The organism is Thermanaeromonas toyohensis ToBE, from assembly GCF_900176005.1.
In the GTDB taxonomy this organism is placed as follows: domain Bacteria; phylum Bacillota; class DSM-521; order Neomoorellales; family Neomoorellaceae; genus Thermanaeromonas; species Thermanaeromonas toyohensis.
Genome location: NZ_LT838272.1, coordinates 745,184 through 765,615 on the forward strand (window position 1 = coordinate 745,184; position 20,432 = coordinate 765,615).

At 52.1% G+C, this 20,432-nt stretch carries 19 protein-coding genes, 1 riboswitch and 1 other annotated feature; of the genes, 14 read left to right on the plus strand and 5 right to left on the minus strand.

Annotation, left to right across the window (positions count from 1 at the left end; translation table 11 throughout):
• Window positions 1–5: 5 nt before the first annotated feature.
• From hyfB to B9A14_RS17890, 5 genes are all read right to left on the minus strand, one after another.
• Window positions 6–2,027 carry a hydrogenase 4 subunit B gene (hyfB, locus tag B9A14_RS03600; RefSeq protein WP_084664088.1) on the minus strand — a complete coding sequence of 674 codons (2,022 nt, stop codon included), beginning with the start codon at window positions 2,025–2,027 and terminating at the stop codon, window positions 6–8.
• Window positions 2,028–2,155: 128 nt separating this feature from the next.
• Entirely contained in the window at window positions 2,156–2,641 is a 486-nt protein-coding gene (locus B9A14_RS03605) for a 4Fe-4S dicluster domain-containing protein (protein ID WP_084664090.1), read from the minus strand.
• A complete protein-coding gene (cooS, locus tag B9A14_RS03610) occupies window positions 2,638–4,566 on the minus strand; it encodes an anaerobic carbon-monoxide dehydrogenase catalytic subunit (RefSeq protein WP_084664092.1) in 1,929 nt (642 codons plus the stop codon). The genes B9A14_RS03605 and cooS overlap by 4 nt, the downstream gene beginning before the upstream one ends.
• A gap of 600 nt (window positions 4,567–5,166) precedes the next feature.
• A complete protein-coding gene (locus B9A14_RS03620; RefSeq protein ID WP_084664096.1) occupies window positions 5,167–5,913 on the minus strand; it encodes an ATP-binding protein in 747 nt (248 codons plus the stop codon).
• Window positions 5,914–6,057: 144 nt separating this feature from the next.
• Entirely contained in the window at window positions 6,058–7,893 is a 1,836-nt protein-coding gene (locus B9A14_RS17890) for a sigma 54-interacting transcriptional regulator (protein ID WP_172839020.1), read from the minus strand.
• Window positions 7,894–8,210: 317 nt separating this feature from the next.
• Window positions 8,211–8,320, plus strand: a riboswitch (TPP riboswitch).
• Between the two features lie 85 nt (window positions 8,321–8,405).
• Here B9A14_RS17890 and thiE point away from each other — a divergent pair.
• From thiE to proB, 14 genes are all read left to right on the plus strand, one after another.
• Window positions 8,406–9,023 (plus strand): thiamine phosphate synthase, encoded by a 618-nt coding sequence (gene thiE / locus B9A14_RS03630; RefSeq protein ID WP_084664100.1) that lies wholly within the window; start codon window positions 8,406–8,408, stop codon window positions 9,021–9,023.
• Window positions 9,024–9,105: 82 nt separating this feature from the next.
• Entirely contained in the window at window positions 9,106–9,306 is a 201-nt protein-coding gene (gene thiS / locus B9A14_RS03635) for a sulfur carrier protein ThiS (RefSeq protein ID WP_084664102.1), read from the plus strand.
• Between the two features lie 70 nt (window positions 9,307–9,376).
• The gene (locus B9A14_RS03640; RefSeq protein ID WP_084664104.1) at window positions 9,377–10,159 is read left to right on the plus strand and encodes a thiazole synthase; all 783 of its coding nucleotides are present in this window, start codon (window positions 9,377–9,379) and stop codon (window positions 10,157–10,159) included.
• A gap of 19 nt (window positions 10,160–10,178) precedes the next feature.
• Window positions 10,179–11,597, plus strand: coding sequence for a [FeFe] hydrogenase H-cluster radical SAM maturase HydG (gene hydG, locus B9A14_RS03645; protein WP_084664106.1), 1,419 nt, complete (start codon window positions 10,179–10,181; stop codon window positions 11,595–11,597).
• Between the two features lie 74 nt (window positions 11,598–11,671).
• Window positions 11,672–12,421: a murein hydrolase activator EnvC family protein gene (locus B9A14_RS03650; RefSeq protein WP_084664108.1), complete on the plus strand. Its 750-nt coding sequence runs from the start codon at window positions 11,672–11,674 to the stop codon at window positions 12,419–12,421.
• The gene (locus tag B9A14_RS03655) at window positions 12,354–13,295 is read left to right on the plus strand and encodes a site-2 protease family protein (protein ID WP_172839021.1); all 942 of its coding nucleotides are present in this window, start codon (window positions 12,354–12,356) and stop codon (window positions 13,293–13,295) included. The genes B9A14_RS03650 and B9A14_RS03655 overlap by 68 nt, the downstream gene beginning before the upstream one ends.
• 116 nt (window positions 13,296–13,411) lie before the next feature.
• Window positions 13,412–15,307, plus strand: a complete 1,896-nt coding sequence (locus B9A14_RS03660; protein WP_084664112.1) for a TIGR03960 family B12-binding radical SAM protein — start codon at window positions 13,412–13,414, stop codon at window positions 15,305–15,307.
• On the plus strand, window positions 15,291–15,944 hold the full coding sequence (locus B9A14_RS03665; protein WP_084664114.1) for a TIGR03936 family radical SAM-associated protein: 654 nt from the start codon (window positions 15,291–15,293) through the stop codon (window positions 15,942–15,944). Before B9A14_RS03660 ends, B9A14_RS03665 begins: the two co-directional genes overlap by 17 nt.
• Window positions 15,945–16,282: 338 nt before the next feature.
• Window positions 16,283–16,362, plus strand: a sequence feature (ribosomal protein L21 leader region).
• A gap of 10 nt (window positions 16,363–16,372) precedes the next feature.
• Window positions 16,373–16,687, plus strand: a complete 315-nt coding sequence (rplU, locus tag B9A14_RS03670; RefSeq protein WP_084664116.1) for a 50S ribosomal protein L21 — start codon at window positions 16,373–16,375, stop codon at window positions 16,685–16,687.
• Between the two features lie 21 nt (window positions 16,688–16,708).
• Window positions 16,709–17,056, plus strand: coding sequence for a ribosomal-processing cysteine protease Prp (locus B9A14_RS03675; RefSeq protein WP_084664118.1), 348 nt, complete (start codon window positions 16,709–16,711; stop codon window positions 17,054–17,056).
• Window positions 17,053–17,325 carry a 50S ribosomal protein L27 gene (rpmA, locus tag B9A14_RS03680; protein ID WP_084667026.1) on the plus strand — a complete coding sequence of 91 codons (273 nt, stop codon included), beginning with the start codon at window positions 17,053–17,055 and terminating at the stop codon, window positions 17,323–17,325. The genes B9A14_RS03675 and rpmA overlap by 4 nt, the downstream gene beginning before the upstream one ends.
• Before the next feature lie 69 nt (window positions 17,326–17,394).
• Complete coding sequence (locus B9A14_RS03685; RefSeq protein WP_084664120.1) at window positions 17,395–17,961, plus strand: Spo0B domain-containing protein; 567 nt, start codon at window positions 17,395–17,397, stop codon at window positions 17,959–17,961.
• Window positions 17,962–18,000: 39 nt separating this feature from the next.
• Window positions 18,001–19,269: a GTPase ObgE gene (gene obgE / locus B9A14_RS03690; RefSeq protein WP_084664122.1), complete on the plus strand. Its 1,269-nt coding sequence runs from the start codon at window positions 18,001–18,003 to the stop codon at window positions 19,267–19,269.
• Window positions 19,253–20,425 (plus strand): glutamate 5-kinase, encoded by a 1,173-nt coding sequence (proB, locus tag B9A14_RS03695; RefSeq protein WP_277995834.1) that lies wholly within the window; start codon window positions 19,253–19,255, stop codon window positions 20,423–20,425. Before obgE ends, proB begins: the two co-directional genes overlap by 17 nt.
• Window positions 20,426–20,432 lie beyond the last annotated feature (7 nt).

Consider the following 20,432-nt stretch of genomic DNA (forward strand, 5'->3'; position numbering starts at 1 on the left):
TCCTCCTATCTGACCGTGGCTATCAGCAAAGCTACGAGCGTTACAATGATATAAACGCAGTATAGCCGGACATTGCCCATCTGGAGGGCTTGCACCCGTTTGCCCAGATGGACCGTACCACGGGCCAGGGGACGGTAGATGTAATCTTCCCACATCGACTCCATGCGGGCGACGTAGGCCATTGCTCCCTTGCCATACGAGGCAATGGCATAACCCGGCCCCTCGAGAGTAGTCCTAAGCCAATAGGCAGAGCGGAAAAGCACGCGCAACGGCTGGGCAAAGGCAGAAGAGGCGTACACCATCCGGGGCGAATACTTATACCCGCATGCCCACGGCTCAGAGTCCACACGCCGCCCGGCCTGCATCCCGCCTTGAAGCGCAACAATTAACAGGGGTAACGTCACCAGCCCTACGAGGAGAAGGGCAATAAGGGGTGGGGAAAGCATGGCCCATGCGCTGCTGGCCGGAAATACCAGCAAGCCGTTACTTACCCGTACTGGGGAAGTGCCCAGCAACGCTGAGGCTACCTTACCCATATAAGGAGCAACAACCGGTGCGCCCAGCCCGAGGATAATACAGCCAGCCGCCAGAATCGCCATCCCGGCAAGCATCGGCACCGGCACTTCTCTGGCCTCCTGGGCGCGAACGCTGCGCGAAGGACCGGCAAAGGTAACTCCATAGGCTTTTACAAAGCACATCGCCGCTAACGCCCCTGTCAGGGCCAATATGACCGCAAAAAGGGGTGCCAACACTTTGACCGCCAGGATGCCGCCGGTGCTCGCCATAAATAGCGATTGGTAGATAAACCATTCACTGACAAAGCCGTTGAGAGGAGGGATAGCTGAGATGCCTAAAGCACCGGCCAGAAAAGTGAATCCCGTCCACGGCATTTGCCTGGCTAACCCGCCCATCTCCTCCATGTTTTTCGTGTGGAGGCGATAGATTACTGAACCTGCCCCGAGGAACAGAAGGCCTTTGAAAACGGCATGGTTTATAAGGTGATAGAGCCCCGCCAGGATGCCGAGCACTCCTAGAACGGGCTGCCCGCTGGCAACGCCCATCATGCCCACACCGGCACCCATCAGGATGATTCCCACGTTCTCGATACTGGAATAGGCCAGCAAACGCTTGAGATCATTTTCACTTATAGCGTAAAGGACACCCAGGACAGCCGAAATTGCCCCGCAGGCCAGAACCGTAAGCCCCCACCACCAGACGGAAGAGCCCAGGAAATCCACACCAACCCTGAGGATGCCGTAGATAGCGGTTTTAATCATCACACCCGACAGGAGGGCGGAAACGTTGGAAGGAGCCGCAGGGTGAGCCCGTGGTAACCAGATGTGGAGGGGAATAATACCGGCCTTGGCCCCGAATCCGAAGAAGGCCAGTAGGAAGGCCAAATTCTTGGTCACCGGCGAAAGGTTCGCGCTACGGAAGGAGGCGAAATCAAAGCTACCCGTGTAAAGAAAGAATGTAAAAAACGAAAGCATAATCATGGCTGTCCCAGCGTGGGCCACCAGGAAATAGAGAAAACCCGCATCGACAGCCTCTTTGTTTTCTTGTTCAAAACTAACCAAGAAATAAGAAGCCAGGGTCATTAGCTCCCAAAAAATAAGAAAATAGAAGGCGTTGCCGCTGGTAACTACCAGGACCATGGACGTAATGAAAATATTGTTCAAAAAACCCAGTACTCCAGCGCCCCTCCCGATATACTCTTCCTGGTAAGAAAGGGAGTAAATAGCTGTAGCGGCCGCCAGCAGCGAAATGACCAGCACCATAAAGGCAGAAAAGATATCGACCTGGAAAATCAAGCGCGCAAAAGGTATAACCCCCACCGCTTCCATGGTGAAGCCCGTTCCACGAGCGAAGACCGGGATGGCCGAAGCCATCCCGGCGATTGCTGCCGCAAAGGCGCTTATTCCTGAAGCATAGTTGGCAATTTTACCGGCTCTATTCAGCGCCAGGGAGGCAACTGCTCCGGCAATATACAGGAGAACGGAGAGCAGAAATAGCTGCTGAACGATCATTAAGCTTTACCTCCCGCCCCTCAAAATAGACGCTACATTAGTAGCAGCCCCTCTTTTTGAGCTTTTTCAACTTTGGGCCGGGAAGGGCGGAAGGGGGATTTCCCCATCCCGCCCTTACCCGAAAACCGCTATTTCAGTGAAGCGATGGCCGCCAAGCGCCGTTCGGCCTCAAACTCCTCCACAGTCTTAAAGACCAGGGCCCCAGTGGGGCAGGCTCGAACGCAGGCCGGCACACCCTCCTCATCCAGGCACTCTCGATCGCACTTTATGGCCTTGCCCTCGCCCCGGCCCACCGCACCGAAGGGGCAGGCCATGGCACACATCCAGCAACCGATGCACTGGGGTAAGTCAACCACGTTAACGCCATCCTCCCGGCTGTGCATCGCGCCCGTCATACAGACAGCCACACAAGGGGCATCTTCACATTGCCGGCAGACGGCCGGAGCTTTCACCTGACCTACCTGGTCCACGTAGATGCGCTTCTGCGGCTTTTCGCCCCCCAGGAGAGCTCCAAACAAGTCTCGGGCTGCGGTGTGGCTTATGGCGCAGGCCAGCTCACAGGAATGGCAGCCCATACACCGTTCATAACGGACGAAGATCTCCTTCCGTATCATCGCCGCCCACCTCCCGGAACGCTGAGCCCCAGAGCAGCCCGGCGCTCATCGATGGCCGCCAGGAGCTTTTTGGCTGCGGACTCGGGATCAGGATCCACGATGAAGTAACCACCGGTCAAGTCCTTGACTTTCTCCGTCAGCACCTTGGTAACCAGAGGGCCGCCCACAACAGGCAACATGACTCCCACGTGGGTGGGCAAGCCTATAGCCACAGCGTAAGTGCCGATGGAGATAGCCTTCTCCGAAACCGCCTCGGCCGCCGAGGCCACCACCGGGAGCTGATCCGTGTCTACGCCCAGCCGGTCGGCCACTGCCACGGCCACGGCCACCGCCCGCGAGTTGTCTACGCAGGAGCCCACGTGCAGCACCGCCGGCAGAGGCCCACCCAAACCGTTGGCCTCACCGATGGCTGTCAGGACCGCCTTCAAGCCCTCTCCGCACAGCTCGCCCACGTTGGCCGGATCCATGAACCCGTGGCGCATGAGCGCACCTGCTCCGCAGCCGGTAGCCAGGACCAGCACGTTTTCTTTCAGGAGCCTGCGAGCTATTGCGGTAAAGTTCTTGTCCTGCGGGACCTTGACGTTGTTGCACCCGGCGAAGAGGCAGACACCCCGAATATTGCCGGCGACAATCTGGTCGATCAGTGGCTTCAATGGGTCCTCAGCGTTCAGCTTGGCCAGAGCGTTTATGATTGCCTCCACGGAGAAGCCCGCCACCACTTTGGTTTTAATTTGTGGTATATCCACCGGCTTACCCCGGCGACGGGAGAAGGATTCGATGGCCAGGCGGATGATCTGTCTGGCGTTCTCCCCGGCCGTCTCCTCTGAAAAGTCGATGTGGATGGCACCGGGGATCTTGGTGATCTCCATGGTAGTGATGAGCTTAGTGCCCATGCATTCCGCCACCGTAGCCAGGGAGGGCATGATGCACTGGTAATCCACCACCACGGCATCCAGCGCACCGGTTACCAGGGCCATCTCCTGGCTCACCGAATGGGTACAGGCCGGAATGCCATGCCGCATCATCACCTCATTGCCCGTACAGCAGATGCCTACCACATTTACGCCAGAGGCGCCGGCCGCCTTGGCCTCGGACTCCATCTCCTTGGCCACTGCCACGATCACATCCGAAAGGACCGGGTTGTGGCCGTGCACCGCCACGTTGACAGCATCGGCCTTCAGCACACCCATATTGGCCTCGGTCACCACTGGCTGGGGAGTACCGAAGAGGATGTCGGACAGGTCGGTGCCCATATAGCAGCCGGCCAGGTCTGCCAAGCCGCAGCGCAACCCGCCCAGAAGCAGGTTCACGGGGTCCGCGTCTGTGCCGTAGAGGGTGCGGTGCATGATATCGGCCACCTCGTAGTCTATGCCCTTGGGGAGCAAACCTTTTTCCGCAAAGAGTTTGGCCCGCTTCTTAGTCACCGTGGTGGCTACCCACATTACCGGCGTGTCTTTCTCGTGGAAATCAGCCAGGGCCGCCTCCGCCACGTCCAAAGCGATCTCGGCGATACTCCTTCCCTCGGTGGGGATGCCGAGGCGCGCAGCCACAGAGCGCAGCTTGGCTTTGTCCTTAACAGTATAGTCACGTGCCTTGCCCTTGGCCGCCAGCTTCAGGGTGTGGGCCAGGTGTCTGGCATGGCCGGAGTGGGCCGCCGACCCGGCCGCGATGGCCCGGTCGAGGCCCCGGGCTACCATCACATCCGCGGTGGCCCCGCAGATGCCGGTCTTGGGCTCGCCGCCGAAAGGATCAATGCGGCAGGGGCCCTGCAGGCAGTGCCGGCAGCACAGGCCGGTTTCACCAAAACCGCACTGGGGGAGCATAGCCTGGTAGCGGTCCCAGACCGTCTCCACCTTCACGCGCCTGGCCTTTTCTACCATCTCGCAAACAGCCGGATCCAAAGAAACCTTACACGGGTTAGCCATCAACATCAACCTCCTTGAAGAATATGCGGCAACGCCGCAAGCTTTTAAGCATTAGTGCTGGTTTTAAGTTAAAGCCAGACATCCTATCTAACCTTTCTAACCTTCTCAAAATTGTTTATGGTGTAAAGCCCTACCTGCAGCACCCATTTTCCCGCTCTAGGCCCATTTTTACCTTTTGCCCGCCCCCAAAGCGGTGGATTTCTGCAGCAGCTATTCCTACTGCACTCTTGGTCGTTATTAAATATCATTTAGTTAACCTGACCTCCTTGCAAAAACTTTTAGATATGCTATGGAAACCGGCATGAAAGCCTAGATATTTAAACTATGTAAGTTCTATGTAAGTTTTGCCCCACGCCAGGGAACACTCTGGCCCGCTATGGGGCCGGTCACCCAGTTGCTAAATGAAGATATGAATATCGTTGGCCTTTTAGGGGAGGGTTAAGAAAAGGGGGTGGGCCTGTAAGTGGTGATACAGTAGCGGTAATACTGCGGACCCAGGGCATATTACTTAACCTCCTTGGTTTTTACTTCCTTAATTAATGCCACGGCTATCTTTGCGGAGAACTCCGGTTCTCCGGCATATGCCCGGGCAACATCTAGTTAGCTTAGCAACCTAGTAGCCAGTTCGGCGATACCTGCTGCCGTAAAAGACTGCTCATCGATAAAACCGGCAGCCTGGTCTAAAATTTCCGTTTGGAAAGGAATCAGGCCAATAACATCACCTGGGGGCAGGTGGCTAAGGATAAATTCTTCATCCCTGGGGTGACGCAATTTATTGCCCACAAATTTTATTCGTGCAATACCAAGTTCTGCGGCCAGTTTTTGGACGACCCGGGCAGTTTGGATACTCACCAGGGTGGGTTCGGTAACAATAAGCATAAGATCTACCCCCCGGGCCGTACCTCGGGTAAGGTGTTCAATGCCCGCACCCATATCTAAAACTACCATTTCCCGGCGTTTCAAGACGAGGGAATTAACCATAGCATTTAAGACGGCATTTTCCCGGCAATAGCAGGTAGACCCCCCCGGTTTGATGGCTCCCATTTTCAAAAAAAGGATATTACCCTTTCTGATGGTGTAATCCTCCAGCAGGCTATCTACTTCCGGGTTTAAAGAAAAGAAAGCACCGTTACCGCCGGTGCGTTCAACAATCAACTCTCGCATATCAACAATAGGTTTCAGGGTACCAAGTCTTTCCTCAGGAAGCCCCAGGACCATTCCCAGGCTGGTATCGGGGTCGGCATCGACGGCATATACCTGGTAACCCCGCTGGGCAAAGCACCTGATTAAACCTGCGGCGATGGTTGTTTTGCCGACGCCACCCTTCCCGGAAATAGCCAGCTTCACTGGCACGCCTCCTCTGTTCAACTTCTCCTGGTTATCGTTTATTTTCATTAGCAAAAAGCGTGCCAAAAGAAAAAGGCCGCCAGCGCTAGGCGGCTTAAAGATTCTCTATATCAATTTGGGTTTACACGTTAAAAAGAGTTGACATTATTTTTTAAGCAGGCCATAGCGGGCCATTTTAGCATAAAGGGCCTGGCGGGAGAGGCCTAAGGCCTTGGCGGCCCGTGTTTTTTCTCCTCCAAAAGCTTCTAGGGCCTGGATGATGGCCTCCTTTTCCGCTTCTATCCGTACTTTATAAAGGGGGGAGATCTCCCTTACCCCTTTCTTTTTTCCCGTATAACCTATGGCGAGGTGATGGGGATGGATTTCCTGGTCTTCAGCCAAGATGACAGCCCTCTCTAGAACATTTTCCAATTCCCGTACGTTGCCCGGCCAAGAATAGCTTAAAAGGCACTCCCTAGCCGCGGGGGTAAGCCGTAATTCTTTCCCGTATTCTTCGTTTAGCCTTTGCAAGATACTCTCTGCCAGGAGAGGTATATCTTCCGGCCGCTCTCTAAGGGGTGGGAGCACTAGCTTAACCACATTTAAGCGGTAAAAGAGATCTTCCCGGAAACGCCCTTCCTGCACCATTTTTTCTAAGTCCCTGTTGGTAGCGGCTATCACCCGCACATCTATTTTTCTGGTCTGGGTGCTACCCAGCCGTTCAATCTCTTTATCTTGCAATACCCTTAAAAGTTTGGCTTGCATATTAAGGGGCATATCCCCAATTTCGTCCAAAAAGATGGTCCCGCCGTCAGCTAATTCAAGCTTGCCAGGTTTGCCTCCCTTTTTAGCTCCGGTAAAGGCGCCTTCCTCATAACCGAAGAGTTCGGATTCTAAAAGTTCCGGGGGGATGGCTGCGCAGTTTACCTTTATAAAAGGCGCATTACGGCGGGGGCTTTCCTCATGGATAGCCTGGGCGAGGAGCCCTTTTCCGGTACCGCTTTCACCCAGGATGAGTATAGTGGCATTGCTCCAGGCCGCTTTCTGGGCAAGGGTTAAAACGTTTCTAAACTGGTGATTTAAAGTCTGGATGTGGTGGAAATGGAAGACTAAGGGCCAACCGGGTTTTAAGTTTTCAGGGTTATGGCTAACTTTGGCTTCTTGTTTTTTAAGCTGTTCCAGGAGAAGGCGTACGAGCTCGCTTTCAGCGGAGAAAAGCTGGCACAGCACACCCTCTATTTTGGCTTGGACCCCAAGGGGCGTTCCTATGGCGATAATAGTGTTTCCCTTTGTTTTCTGGAATTCCCATACCTGGGGTTTACCTGACTTAAGTATTTCGGAGTACCTGGCTAATGGCAATATCTCTTCTAGCAGGCGGCCTTGCACCCTTTGGCCTGCGATACCTAACATTTGGGTGCCGGCCTTATTTATCTTTACCACTCTCCCCTGGTTATCGGCAATTACCAGGCCTAGGGGTATCATATGAAAGATGGCTTCCCCGATACTTAAAGGTAGCCCTTCCATCTCTTTGGCAGACCCCCAGGTGGCCTGGCGGTAGTTTCTAGTTGCCTGCACAGCTTGGAAGGTAAGATCTATGAGCAATTTGTTGTTTTCTTCGGGGAGAAAGAAGGGATAGGGCTCATCAAGGCCAGAAACAGGGGATATGGTGGCTTCCATCTGGCAATACCTTTCACCTGTCCCCCAGCATTTGGTTTCTTCTACCTCTACTTTTTTCTTAAGGAATTTGTTGAGGGCTCCGGCTAATAGGCCCGCTTCCAGATAGCATAGAGGCTGGCCTACGGGTGGCAAGTGAGAACAGGTTAAACATTCATACCATTTGATAGTTATTTTGTCGTCTTTTACACTTTGCAGCTTAAGGTCTCCTATTCCTAATGCGCTTATTTTAGCCGGTATTTCTTCCAGGCCGTTTACCGGAAGCTGGCTGCCGATAGAATAGCCTGCCTGGTAGTAAACTGTATTCTCTGGGGTACTGGCCAGCATACCTTTTCTCCCCCGGCGGCCATTTTTGCTTCTGCCTGATTCCATTCTAGAGCGTAAGATGTAAAAAGTAAAGTAAAGAAAATAAAGTAAAGAAAAAAGCCTTGACTTCGCCCACAGGATTTTAACCTTGCTCATTTCATCTCTTCGGGCAAATGGGAAGGCAAGATGAGCCCGCGGTCAGCGGCTAGTATTACTGCATAATGCATAGCGTTTTCTAGCTTGCGGAACCAGAGCTATAAAAGTGGGGATGGCGCCAGGCCTAAAACATCTTGACGAATAACCGCAAGCATTTTACAATGTAAATAAAATAAAGTGTATATCTGACAACGGGGAGCTCCTGTTAGGGGCTGAGAAAGGGCTAGTGAGCACCTGACCCGCTGAACCTGTTCAGGGTAATGCCTGCGGAGGGAAAAAAGCCGGCTTTTGAAGGTGCACTTTCCTCGCGGGGTGCACCTTTTTGTGTCCTCTATAGACTACTGGTTTTCCGAGCAGGCGAAACCGGAGGGGGCTATATGGCATGGCTATATGTGATAAGTAATCAAAGGTTGACTCGATACCCCCTAGAAGTCTTAGCCAGCCAGCTGGAAGGGATAGACTTCTTCCAACTGCGGGAAAAAGAGCTTCCAGCTAATGAGTTGTACCGCTTAGCTTGTAAGCTAAAGAAAGTTCTCCCTGCCACCACCAAGTTCCTCATCAATGACCGGGTAGATATAGCCCTGGCTGTACAGGCAGATGGTGTTCATTTGGGCCAGACCTCTTTCCCAGTGGATGTGGCCCGCCGTCTGTTAGGACCTGGAAAAATTATCGGAGTCTCGGTCCATGATCTGACTGAAGCCCAGAGGGCAGCTTTAGCAGGAGCGGATTATCTTCTTTTTGGCCATGTTTTTCCTACGGAATCCAAGAAGGGCTTACCGCCAAGGGGTCTGACTAATCTGGAGGAGGTTGCACGTAAAGTTGGTATACCAGTTATAGCCTTAGGAGGTATAACACCGGACAGGGTCCGTCCCTGTTTAGAAGCCGGGGCCAGCGGGGTAGCTGTCATGTCTGCTATTATGGCTGCGGAATACCCTCGCGAAGCGGTGCTTAAGTTTCGCCAGGCTCTAAACCAAGGGGAGTTTCCAAGTAGCTGAAAGGGCTAAAAGGGATAGTTCCTAGGAGGGTAGGTAGGAAAAAAGAAACTATTAATGGAGGTAAGGGAGGAGGTGAGGGGAGGTGGAGGTACTTATAAATGGAGAAAAAAAGGAAGTCAAGCCGGGAACTACAATAGGCGCTTTACTTCGAGAGCTGGGGGTAGATTATCGGTATTTGGCAGTAGAGCGCAATCGAGCGATAGTACCTAAACAAGAATATGACCAGGTAGTTCTGGAAGAAGGCGACGAGATAGAGATAGTGCGCTTTGTAGGCGGAGGATAAAAAAGCAGATGTTTCTTTAAAGATTTAAGCATAAAGATCTAGATTTTCATAAGGAGGTTGAGATTAAAAAATGGCTGACAAGCTAGTGATTGCGGGTCGAGAGTTCAATTCCCGTCTTATGGTAGGCACGGGGAAATATCCTTCCTTAGAAATTATGCGCAAAGCTATAGAAGCTTCTGGAGCGGAGATCGTTACCGTGGCTGTACGCAGGCTTAATCTGGGTAGTAGTGAGCCTTCTATTTTAGATTATCTGGACCTAAGGAAAATCACCCTCCTTCCCAATACTGCCGGAGCTACCACTGTAGACGAAGCTGTACGGCTGGCCCGCCTGGCCAGGGAGGCCGGACTTTCTGATATGATTAAGCTGGAAGTCATAGGAGATGAGGAAACCTTACTTCCCGATCCGGTGGCCACTATTGAAGCTACACGTATACTTGTCCAGGAAGGCTTTATTGTTTTACCCTATACTAACCAAGATCCAGTGGTAGCACGCCGGCTGGTAGAAGTAGGTGCAGCTACGGTTATGCCCTTGGGTTCACCTATAGGTTCGGGTCAGGGATTACCTAACTTTGAACATATCCAGCTTATTATCCAGCGGGTGAATGTACCCGTTATTGTAGACGCTGGTATAGGAGCTCCTTCCGATGCTGCTTTAGCCATGGAGATAGGGGCTGATGCTTGCCTCATTAATACAGCCATTGCCCAAGCTAAGGATCCGGTAGCCATGGCTGAAGCCATGAAGCTAGCTGTAGAGGCGGGCCGGAAGTGCTTCCTAGCTGGCCGCATACCTAAGAGAACCTTTGCTAGCCCCAGCAGCCCAACTGAAGGGATGATAGGTCGGCCTAAAGCTTAAAAAGGAGGAAGGTTATTATATGGGTATACCAGCTTGCGAGAGGGAACGGGAAAAGGGATTGGGGGCCCAAGACCTTACTGCCATAGTAGATCCTAAATCCATCTCTGAGCTCTTGTCCACCCCTCCTCCGGGACCGGCAGGACTTAAGAGTATATTACGTAAAGCTAGAGAGCTTAGAGGTTTAACCCTGGAGGAGGCTGCTGCTCTCCTTAATCTTAAGGAAGAGAGCGAACTTCAAGACGTGTATGCTGCTGCCGGGGAGGTTAAGCAGAAAGTATACGGGCGGCGCATTGTATTGTTTGCTCCCCTCTATATTAGCAACCGTTGCAGCAATAACTGTCTTTACTGCGGTTTCCGGAGGGATAACCGCGACCTTAAACGTAAAGTATTGACGCCGGAAGAGATCGGGCGGGAGGCCCGGGCCCTGGCGGACAAGGGCTTCCAAAGGGTGCTTTTGGTAGCTGGGGAAGGCCGGGAGGGAACAGAGGTCGATTATCTGGTAGAAGCCGTCCAGGCTGTCTACCGCTATTCCCCTTTACGCATAGTTCACCTTAATGTAGCTCCCCAGACGGTAGCGGGGTTTCGCCGGCTTAAGGAAGCTGGGGCTGGTGTCTACCAGTGCTTCCAGGAGACCTACCATCCTGACACCTATAAGCTGCTTCACCCCAGCGGACCTAAAGCTGATTATGGATGGCGCCTAACGGTCATGCACCGGGCCATGGAAGGCGGCTTTGGTGACGTGGGTATGGGGGCTTTACTTGGGCTATATGATTACAGGTTTGAGGTTTTGGCTTCTATAAGCCATGCCTGGGCTTTAGAACGAGATCATGGTGCAGGCCCTCATACCATGTCGGTACCCCGGATGCGGCCCGCTAAAGGCGCAGCCCTTACCCAGGTTCCCTATCCTTTAAGCGATACTGATTTCCGTAAGGTGATCGCTGTATATAGGTTAGCCTTGCCTTATGTGGGTTTGGTGCTTACTACCCGAGAGCGTCCAGAACTCCGGGATGAGCTTATTCATATCGGTGTTTCCCAAATGTCGGCCGGCTCTTGTGTAAGCCCGGGAGGCTATGCGGAACCGGAAGAACCGGCTGCCCAGTTCGAGGTAAGTGACCATAGGCCGCTAGAGCGAATTCTCGAAATCATACTATCCCAAGGCTACCTTCCCAGCTTTTGTACCGCCTGTTACCGGGTGGGTAGAACGGGCGGTCGCTTCACAGGGCTTGCCCGCCAAGGGGACATAAAACGCTTTTGTTTGCCTAACGCCCTCTTAAGCTTTAAGGAGTATCTTTTAGATAAGGGGACACGTGAGCTCCGAAAAGCAGGGGAAAAAGTTATAGCGGAGGCTTTAGAGGAGATCGAAGATATGAGCTTACGCCAAGCTACGGAAGCCAAACTTTCCCAGGTAGAAAAAGGTTTTCGGGATATTTATTTTTAAAATACAGTCATATCCCCCTTGGACAGGCAATAAACATTTATAATAGAGCTTGCCTATCCAGGGGGCCGAAAATTATGCGCCATAATTGGGATTGGGAAGAGATTAAGGGAGCGCCTTTAGGCGGTGTGACCGGTCCGGGGCGTTCCCTTCCCCCCACTCGTTTTTTCCGGCAGTTCCTAAAGCAAGCGCTGGCTGCCGGTTTAATTTTCCTGGCTTTGACTATTGTTTTCCGCCTAGAAGGTCCAGGAGCTACCCGGTTGCAAACGGCCTTGCGCTACTACCTAAGGGATACAGCTTCTGATAAGACAAAAGCAGTGGCTACTTTGCTCCAAGAGGGGTTATGGCTGGATACCTTTGACCGGTGGGTTTTCCATGGGCTAAAACCTTGGAATGAAGCTATGCCCGCCTATAAACCTGGAGATAAGGACCGAGAACTGCCGGTTATGACTTTACCTGTCTCCGGGGAAATTATAAAGCCCTACGGATGGGTAGCAGAAAAAGGGAAGCCCAGTAGTTTTCACCCAGGTATCGATATAAAGGCTAAGGGGGAAGCCCCGGTTAAGGCGGCCTTAGATGGACGGGTAGTGCGGGCGGGGGAAGATCCTGTACTTGTCCAAGTAGTAGAAGTAGACCATGGTGGGGGCCTGGTCACTGTCTATGGGACGCTGGGCAAAGTATATGTACAACCGGGGCAAGTTGTCCGCCAGGGAGACACCCTCGGGGTTTTAGCCCCCGGGCCAGCGGTACAACTACATTTTGAAGTACGGCAAGATGGCCGCCCGGTGGATCCCCTGCTTTTTCTACTACCGGCCGGCCAGATTTGATATGTGGTTAGGCAAGATAGCAAAAACGGAAATAGTCTTAAATGATTATTTTCTTCTTCTCCTGGGCGTATATTTCTTATTAGGAGTGCTCCCCCAGGCTTTATTACTTTTTATATCTGTAGCCTGGCACGAAGTCTGCCATGCCTTGGTAGCTTACAGAGCAGGCCTTCCCCCTAAGAGCCTTGAACTCTTTCCCTTCGGTGGTGTAGCCCGCTTTTCAGTTCCCCTTGCCTTTTACCCTTTAAAAGAGGCCTGGATAGCCTTGGCCGGGCCTTTAGGAAGCTTCGGGTTAGCCCTTCTGGCTTTTATATGGAGGAGGCTCACGGGTATAGAGGCGGATTGGTTTTCCTTTTTCTTACAAGCTAATCTAGTATTAGGGTTCTTTAACCTGCTTCCTGGCCTACCTCTGGATGGAGGTCGCCTTTATCGAGCATGGCGTACCTTCCAGGTGGGCGCGGGTCAAGCTACCTGGGAAGGGGGTGTATTGGGGCAATTCTGGGCCGTAATTTTAGGTTTTGGGGGGCTCGTAGGTTTTTTCTGGGGGATTATAGATTTGCAGAGCGTTATATTAGCCTTGTTCTTGTTTAACCTGGCAGCTACAGAAAAGGAGGCCTGGCCTTATTTGTTCTGGAGACAATTTTGGCGTACCCGCTATGGCAAGGGGGAAGGGATACTGGAAGAAGCAAGGTGGCTGGCGGCTAGCGCAGATCAACCCCTGGGGCGGATAGTACGCCGTTTCCGGCCAGGAAAGCATAATCTGGTGGCGGTGCTAGATGGCCAGGGCAAGATATGTGGATTAGTAGGAGAAAGGGAGATACTTCACGCCCTTTTGGAGGGGCGCTGGGCAGAACCTCTAGAAAAATTGTTGCGTTGAAGGTATATAGTGAGCCTTATCTTTGCTATACTAGAAGCTGCTAAAGGTTTCCCCTTAGGGATACTTACCGCAACCTTGCCCAGGCGGGTGCCTGCAAGTGTAAAGGAGCGACACTTGTGTCTCCCAAAGAATTAAGGTCATACATAATAGATAGTGTGTTACCCCGGGTGGAGAAGCCAGCCCGCTACTTGGGTACTGAGTGGAATAGTGTCCATAAAGAATGGGACAACACTTTAGTGCGTATGGTTTTCGCCTTTCCCGATCTTTACGAAGTAGGCATGTCCCATTTAGGGCTAGCTATACTTTACGGCCTAGTTAATGAACAGGACGGGATGCTTTTGGAGAGGGTTTTTGCTCCGGCCCCCGATTTAGAAGCCATCCTGCGGCAAGAAGGATTACCCCTTTTTTCCTTGGAATCCTATCGTCCCCTCAGTGACTTTGATGTAATCGGTTTCACCCTTCAGTATGAACTTACATATACCACCATCCTTAATATGTTGGACTTGGCGGGTATACCCTTGTTGGCGCGGGAGCGCGGCCAGAAACACCCCTTAATTATCGGAGGGGGTCCCTGCGCCTGCAACCCTGAACCCTTAGCACCTTTTTTCGATTGCTTTGTTTTGGGCGATGGAGAGGAAGTTTTGCTTAAGCTCCTAGAATTGGTAGGAGAACTCAAGAGATTTCCTAGTGGGAGGGTGGACCGGGAAGAATTCTTGCGCCGGGCCGCCGGGCTACCCGGCATCTATGTCCCCTCCTTTTACGAAGTACTCTATCAGGAGGATGGTACCCTTAAGGAGGTACGGCCTAAGCCTGCGGGTGTCCCAGAGAAGGTAAAAAAGGCGGTGGTGGCTGATCTGGATACAGCTTACTTCCCTTCCCGGCCCATCGTCCCTTATTTGGAGATAGTCCATGACCGCTTGATGCTGGAAGTTATGCGGGGATGTACCCGAGGATGCCGGTTTTGCCAAGCTGGAGCCATCTATCGCCCAGTACGGGAGAGGGATATTAAGATATTGTTGCGCCAGGCGGCGGAGCTCCTCCGTACTACCGGGTACGAGGAGGTCTCCCTTACTTCCTTAAGCAGCGCCGACTACTCCTGTATAGAAGAGCTGGCTTTAGCCTTGGCTGAAACTTACGCTAACGAAGGTATAAGCATATCGCTTCCCTCCTTACGGGTGGACACCTTTAGCGTACGATTGGCCCACGCCTTGCAGAAGTTCCGGAAAAAAGGCACTTTGACCTTGGCTCCTGAAGCCGGAACCCAGCGCCTAAGGGATGTAATCAATAAAGGAGTAACGGCTGAAGATCTTTTGAGCGCCGCTGGGGAAGCCTTCTCCGCCGGCTGGCACCATATCAAGTTATATTTTATGATCGGCTTACCCACAGAGACAGAAGAGGATCTTAAGGGGATAGTAGAACTTGCTCGCCAGGTCCTAGAGCAGGGGAGGCAGGTATCTCGGAATAAAAAGCCTAGCGTTACAGTGAGTGTATCTTCCTTCGTTCCTAAACCCCATACCCCCTTCCAATGGGAACCCCAGGCTGCTTTAAATGAACTTAAGGAAAAACAGAGGTTTTTAAGGTTAAGATTAAAGGGACCGGGTTTATATTTCAGCTGGCACCAACCAGAAATGAGTTTTTTAGAAGCAGTTCTTGCCCGGGGAGACCGTCGGTTAGGACAAGCTTTATTTATAGCCTGGCGGGAAGGAGCAAAGCTTGAGGGATGGTCTGAGCATTTCCGGTACGAAGTCTGGGAAAAGGCCTTTCAGGCTTGCGGGTTGGATCCGGCTTTCTATGCCTACCGTCGCCGGGGATATCAAGAGAAATTCCCCTGGGATCACCTGGATTTTGGGATAAGTAAAGACTTTTTATGGGAAGATTATCAGCGAGCCCTGGCTGGCCAAGTAACCCTTGATTGCCGCTCGGGGCGCTGCCTAGGATGCGGGGTGTGCCCTGGGTTAAAGGTGAGAATGAAGTTAAAGGGGGAGGCGCGTAACTTTGCGCCTGCGGGTTAAATTCGCCAAGCTGGGTATAGGCAAATTTTTAAGCCAACTGGAAGTAATGCGAGCCCTGCAAAGGGCAGCCCGCAGATCCGGGATTCCTTTAGCTTTGACGGAGGGTTTTAATCCCCACCCGCGCATGTCCTTCGGCCCCGCTTTAGCAGTAGGCGCAGAGAGCGAGGCTGAATACGTGGACTTAGAATTAAGGGAACCACAAGCCCCAGGCAAAGTATTAGAGGCCTTAGCCCGGGAACTTCCCCCCGGGCTTAAAGTATTGGCTGCCTGGGAAATCCCTCCTAATCATCCGCCAGTTGCGGCACAAGTACGATGCGCAGCCTATCAGGTAGAGGTCGAGGGCTTGGAGCCGAGCCAGATTAAAGAGGCCATACAGAGACTGCTCGCCCAGGAGGAAGCCTGGGTGTCACGTAAGGGGAAGGAGGGTGGCCGGAAGATCAATATACGGCCCGGCTTATATCAGCTTGAGCTGAAGGGGGAGGCTACTTTAGAGATGCTATTATCCTTAAGCCCTGAAGGTAGCGTGCGGCCTGAAGAAGTAGTACGGGCCTTAGATCCTTCCCTGAGCATAAAAACCATACGCCGTACGGCCCTTTACTCAAGGTGTGGCCCAGAGGGATTTATTCCCCTGGACTAGGCTTAGCTAGGCAGCGCTTTGGTTAGTCTTTCTTTACTTCATTACCGCTTTTACTCCGCTTTTGTTCCTAATCTCACAATTAAGCATAGTTTAAAGTATAGAGCTTTGGCGCTCGCTTAACTCAAGATGTTCTGCTGCCTGCCGGACAGTGATTTTTCCGGCTAGGACCTGTTCCATGACGTAAACCCTTTTAGCTCCTTTTTCGCTTAAAAAACTTCTCCTCTCATACTGACATTCTTAAGTCCGCTTACACTATGACAATATCACAGTCCGGTGACATAGAGCCGCCTCGAGCTTGACAGGTATTTACTGCTTATGATACACTGCAAGGGCAGAAAACCAAGTTTAAACCGCTTAAGCAGGGTTTTAAAGGCCTATTACTTTAGGCTACCCTATCTTAGCGAGTCTTAGCTTTGGGAGGAATTTACATGTATGCTATAATTGAAACCGGGGGGAAACAATACCGAGTAAAGGAAGGAGATCTGCTGCGGGTGGAAAAGCTACCGGTGGAGGTAGGGGAGACCGTGGTCTTTGATAGGGTGCTGGCCCTAAAGGATGAGAATGGGTTAAGGGTAGGTAGGCCCTATCTCCAAGAGGTAAAGGTTATAGGTAAGGTGGAAGCGCAGGGGAAAGGAGAAAAAATAATCATCTTTAAGTACAAGCCCAAGAAAAATTACCGGCGTAAGCAAGGGCATAGGCAACCCTTTACTGCTCTGCGCATCGAGAGGATAGAGCTAGGTTAGATTTTAATAAAATGATTTAAAATGATCCACGCAACCCTTTGGCAGGATAGGGATGGCTGTCTGATAGGGTTTGAAATCACCGGTCATGCAGGTTATGCTCCCCGGGGGCAGGATATTGTATGTGCAGCTGTTTCGGCTTTGGCCCAGGCCGCTGTTTTAGGGTTGGAGGAGTTTTTAAGTAGGAAACCCGCAGCGGAGATCCGTAAGGGGAAGCTCCACTGCCAACTGGCCCAGGACCTTTCTCCGCAGGACTGGGAGCGGGCGGAGGCCATTTTAGGTACCTTAAAGCTAGGGCTTGAAGCTATAAAGGAAAGTTACCCTCAGTATATTAAAATAGAAACCAGGAGGTGGACCGGATGCGGAGAATAGATTTGCAGTTGTTTGCCCATAAAAAAGGTGTGGGTAGTTCCCGGAACGGTCGGGACAGCGAATCTAAACGCCTAGGGGTAAAGCGATATGATGGACAATTTGTGTGTGCAGGTAATATTATTGTTCGCCAGCGGGGTACTAAAATACACCCCGGACGTAATGTAGGTATAGGCAAGGATGATACCTTGTACGCCCTCATTGACGGGTATGTAAAGTTTGAAAGGAAGGGCCGGGATAAGAAACAGGTCAGCGTTTATGCAGCTTATTAAAATACCAGACCCCTGGATATCTCCAGGGGTCAATAAATACCCGGACCAAGGGAGACCTGGGGTGGGAAAATGGGGAAGGGGCCAGGAGATTTCTTGAGGCTGCTACGAGGACAGAAACATGAGTTTTTAAACCATTTGCAGGTGATTTTAGGATTTTTGCAGCTGGGCAAACCTGAGCGGGCTTTGGTCTATACTAAAGAAGTGGCGGCTAAGATCGAAAAGAATGGAAGGCTTATGCGCCTTAAGCCCCCGGAAGTGGCCTTCCAATGCCAGTTGAAGCTAGAGGAGGCTGCCCGGTACCAGGTGTCGGTGGAGGTGCAGATGGAGACAGAGATGGAAGAACTCCTCTTACCGGGGGAGATAGCCACCGCCCTTCTGGAACCAGCCTGGGATCTAGCCCTTTCGGCAGTGGGTAGGAAAGGCGAGGGCAAGGAATTGTTCCTAACGATAAGTGAGACAGAAGAGGGATATCGCTGGCACTTTAACACTGGAGCAGAATATTTCGAGGACGGAAGTTTAGATCCTCTCCTGGCTGAACTGGAAGATAAGGCAGGGAAATACCAGGTGCCTTTTTCCTGGTCTCCTTATCCCCTGGAGTTTAGCCTTTGGTTACCACGAAGGGTAGGCTCTCCATAAGCCCAGTAACTTATGCCGCGAAAGGAGTAGCGGTCTTTTGTGTTTTATGATGAGGCTAAAATTTATGTTCGTGGTGGCGACGGCGGGAACGGGGCCGTGGCCTTCCGGCGGGAAAAGTATGTACCCCGGGGAGGACCGAGCGGCGGAGATGGTGGCCGGGGTGGTAGCGTAATCCTGGAAGCTGATCCTGGACTTAGAACCTTGGTAGACTTTCACTACCGGACCCACTACCGCGCTGAAAGGGGCGAGCATGGGCAAGGTAAAAATAAACATGGCCGGAGCGCTCCAGATCTGGTCCTCCGTGTACCTGTAGGTACAGTGGTTAGGGATGCCGAAACAAACAAGATATTGGCGGATCTGGTATATCCTGGGCAGCAAGTAGTGGTGGCGGCTGGCGGTCGCGGAGGTAGGGGCAATGCCCGTTTTGCTACGCCTTGGAATCAAGCTCCCACCTTTGCGGAAAAGGGTGAGCCTGGAGAGGAACGCTGGCTTCTACTGGAGTTAAAACTGCTAGCTGATGTAGGCTTGATAGGGTTACCTAACGCGGGTAAATCCACTCTTCTTTCGCGAATCTCAGCGGCCCGGCCTAAAATCGCCGATTATCCCTTTACGACCTTAACCCCCAATCTGGGGGTAGTGCGTCTAGATGAGGAACATTCCTTTGTAGTGGCAGATATCCCTGGCCTTATCGAAGGTGCCCACCGGGGAGCTGGGTTAGGCCTCAAGTTTTTACGCCACATAGAGAGGACCCGGATTTTGGTCCATGTGTTAGAAGTAGGTCTGCTCACAAAAGAAGAAGTGCTCCGTAACTTTAGGATTGTAAATGAAGAGTTAAGCCATTATAGCCCTAAGCTTCTTGAGCGCCCCCAAGTGATCGCTGCTAACAAGATCGACCTGCCAGGTGGACAGGAAAATGTGGAGTTTATAAAGGCTAGCCTTGGGTCATCCTACCGTATTTTCCCTATCTCGGCTCTAAAGGGCGAGGGTATTGAACCCCTCCTTTGGTATTTGACAGAGCTTCTGGCCAGTTTGCCGGAAACCGGGCCTATAATCTTAAAGGATGAATACGAGGAGACTTCCGTAATAAAGCCCCCCGTGACTATACTGCGGCAGGGCGATGTTTTTCTTGTTTCTGGTCCGGAGGTGGAGCGGCGGGTGGCCATGACAGATTTTAACAATGAAGCAGCTGTGTATAGACTCCAACAAGCTTTAAAACGTCTGGGAGTAGAAGAAGCTCTGCGGCGTGCTGGGGCCCGGCCAGGGGATACCGTCCGCATCGGTAATCAGGAGTTTGAGTGGCAAGAATGACGAAGCGGGGGATCTCCCATTGACTGCAGCTGAATGCCGGCGAACCTTAAGGAACAGCAAGCGATTGGTGGTTAAGGTAGGGACTAGCACCCTTACTCACCCTTCCGGTAAGCTTAATCTTGAGCGTTTGGAAAGGGTGGTAAGGGAGCTGGCCGATCAGGTTAATGCTGGTCGACAGGTAATTTTGGTAACCTCTGGGGCTGTAGGAGCCGGAATGGGCCGCCTAGGTCTTAAAGAGAAACCTCGGACGCTACCCGAAAAACAGGCGGCGGCTGCTGTGGGCCAAGGGATTCTTATGCATATGTATGAGAAGCTTTTTGCTGAATATGGAATAATTGTAGCCCAGATTCTCCTAACCCGGGATGATCTGGCTGACCGGCGCCGCTACCTCAACGCCCGGCATACTTTAGGCACCCTCTTGCGCTTGGGTGTATTGCCCATTATAAATGAAAATGATACGGTGGCCGTGGAAGAGATCCGGGTAGGGGATAATGACACTTTATCAGCCTTGGTAGCCGGTCTGGTGGATGCGGATGTACTTATTTTATTAACCGATAGCGAAGGACTATATACTTCTAATCCCCAAACTTGTCCCGAAGCTAAGCTTATCCATGTAGTGGAAGAGATCACGCCAGAAATAGAATCTCTTGCAGGAGGGTCCAGTTCTACCTGGTCCACAGGGGGCATGGTTACCAAGATCCAGGCGGCACGTTTGGCCACCAGCTTCGGCATACCAGTCGTTATTGCCAGTGGCTTCCTCCCTGGTCAGGTAGCGGCCATCCTCCGGGGCGAAGAGGTGGGTACCCTGTTTCTTCCGCGCGAGCACCGGGCCCAGGCTCGCAAACGGTGGCTGGCTTATGGCCCGTCAGTTCAAGGGAAGATCATAGTAGATGCCGGGGCAGCGCGGGCCCTTATCCATAGCGGGAAGAGCCTGTTACCCAGCGGTATTGTAAGCGTGGAGGGCGAATTCGACCAGGGAAGCCTGGTAAGTATAATAGGTCCTGGGGGGCAGGAGATCGCCCGGGGCATGGCTAATTACTCTGCAGAGGAGATAAGGCGTATCCAAGGTAAGAAGACAAGTGAGATCCTTGCAGTTTTAGGTTATAAGGATTATGATGAAGTAGTGCACCGTGATAATCTAATCATATTAGTGTAAAACGGGG

Coding starts and splice junctions, on each gene's coding strand:
- B9A14_RS17890 (WP_172839020.1), bottom strand. CDS start 7,893: ATGCTGGCCAGTACCCCAGAGAATACAGTTTACTACCAGGCAGGCTAT.
- thiE (WP_084664100.1), top strand. CDS start 8,406: ATGGCATGGCTATATGTGATAAGTAATCAAAGGTTGACTCGATACCCC.
- B9A14_RS03605 (WP_084664090.1), bottom strand. CDS start 2,641: ATGATACGGAAGGAGATCTTCGTCCGTTATGAACGGTGTATGGGCTGC.
- B9A14_RS03650 (WP_084664108.1), top strand. CDS start 11,672: ATGCGCCATAATTGGGATTGGGAAGAGATTAAGGGAGCGCCTTTAGGC.
- hydG (WP_084664106.1), top strand. CDS start 10,179: ATGGGTATACCAGCTTGCGAGAGGGAACGGGAAAAGGGATTGGGGGCC.
- B9A14_RS03640 (WP_084664104.1), top strand. CDS start 9,377: ATGGCTGACAAGCTAGTGATTGCGGGTCGAGAGTTCAATTCCCGTCTT.
- B9A14_RS03685 (WP_084664120.1), top strand. CDS start 17,395: ATGGGGAAGGGGCCAGGAGATTTCTTGAGGCTGCTACGAGGACAGAAA.
- cooS (WP_084664092.1), bottom strand. CDS start 4,566: ATGGCTAACCCGTGTAAGGTTTCTTTGGATCCGGCTGTTTGCGAGATG.
- rplU (WP_084664116.1), top strand. CDS start 16,373: ATGTATGCTATAATTGAAACCGGGGGGAAACAATACCGAGTAAAGGAA.
- B9A14_RS03675 (WP_084664118.1), top strand. CDS start 16,709: ATGATCCACGCAACCCTTTGGCAGGATAGGGATGGCTGTCTGATAGGG.
- hyfB (WP_084664088.1), bottom strand. CDS start 2,027: ATGATCGTTCAGCAGCTATTTCTGCTCTCCGTTCTCCTGTATATTGCC.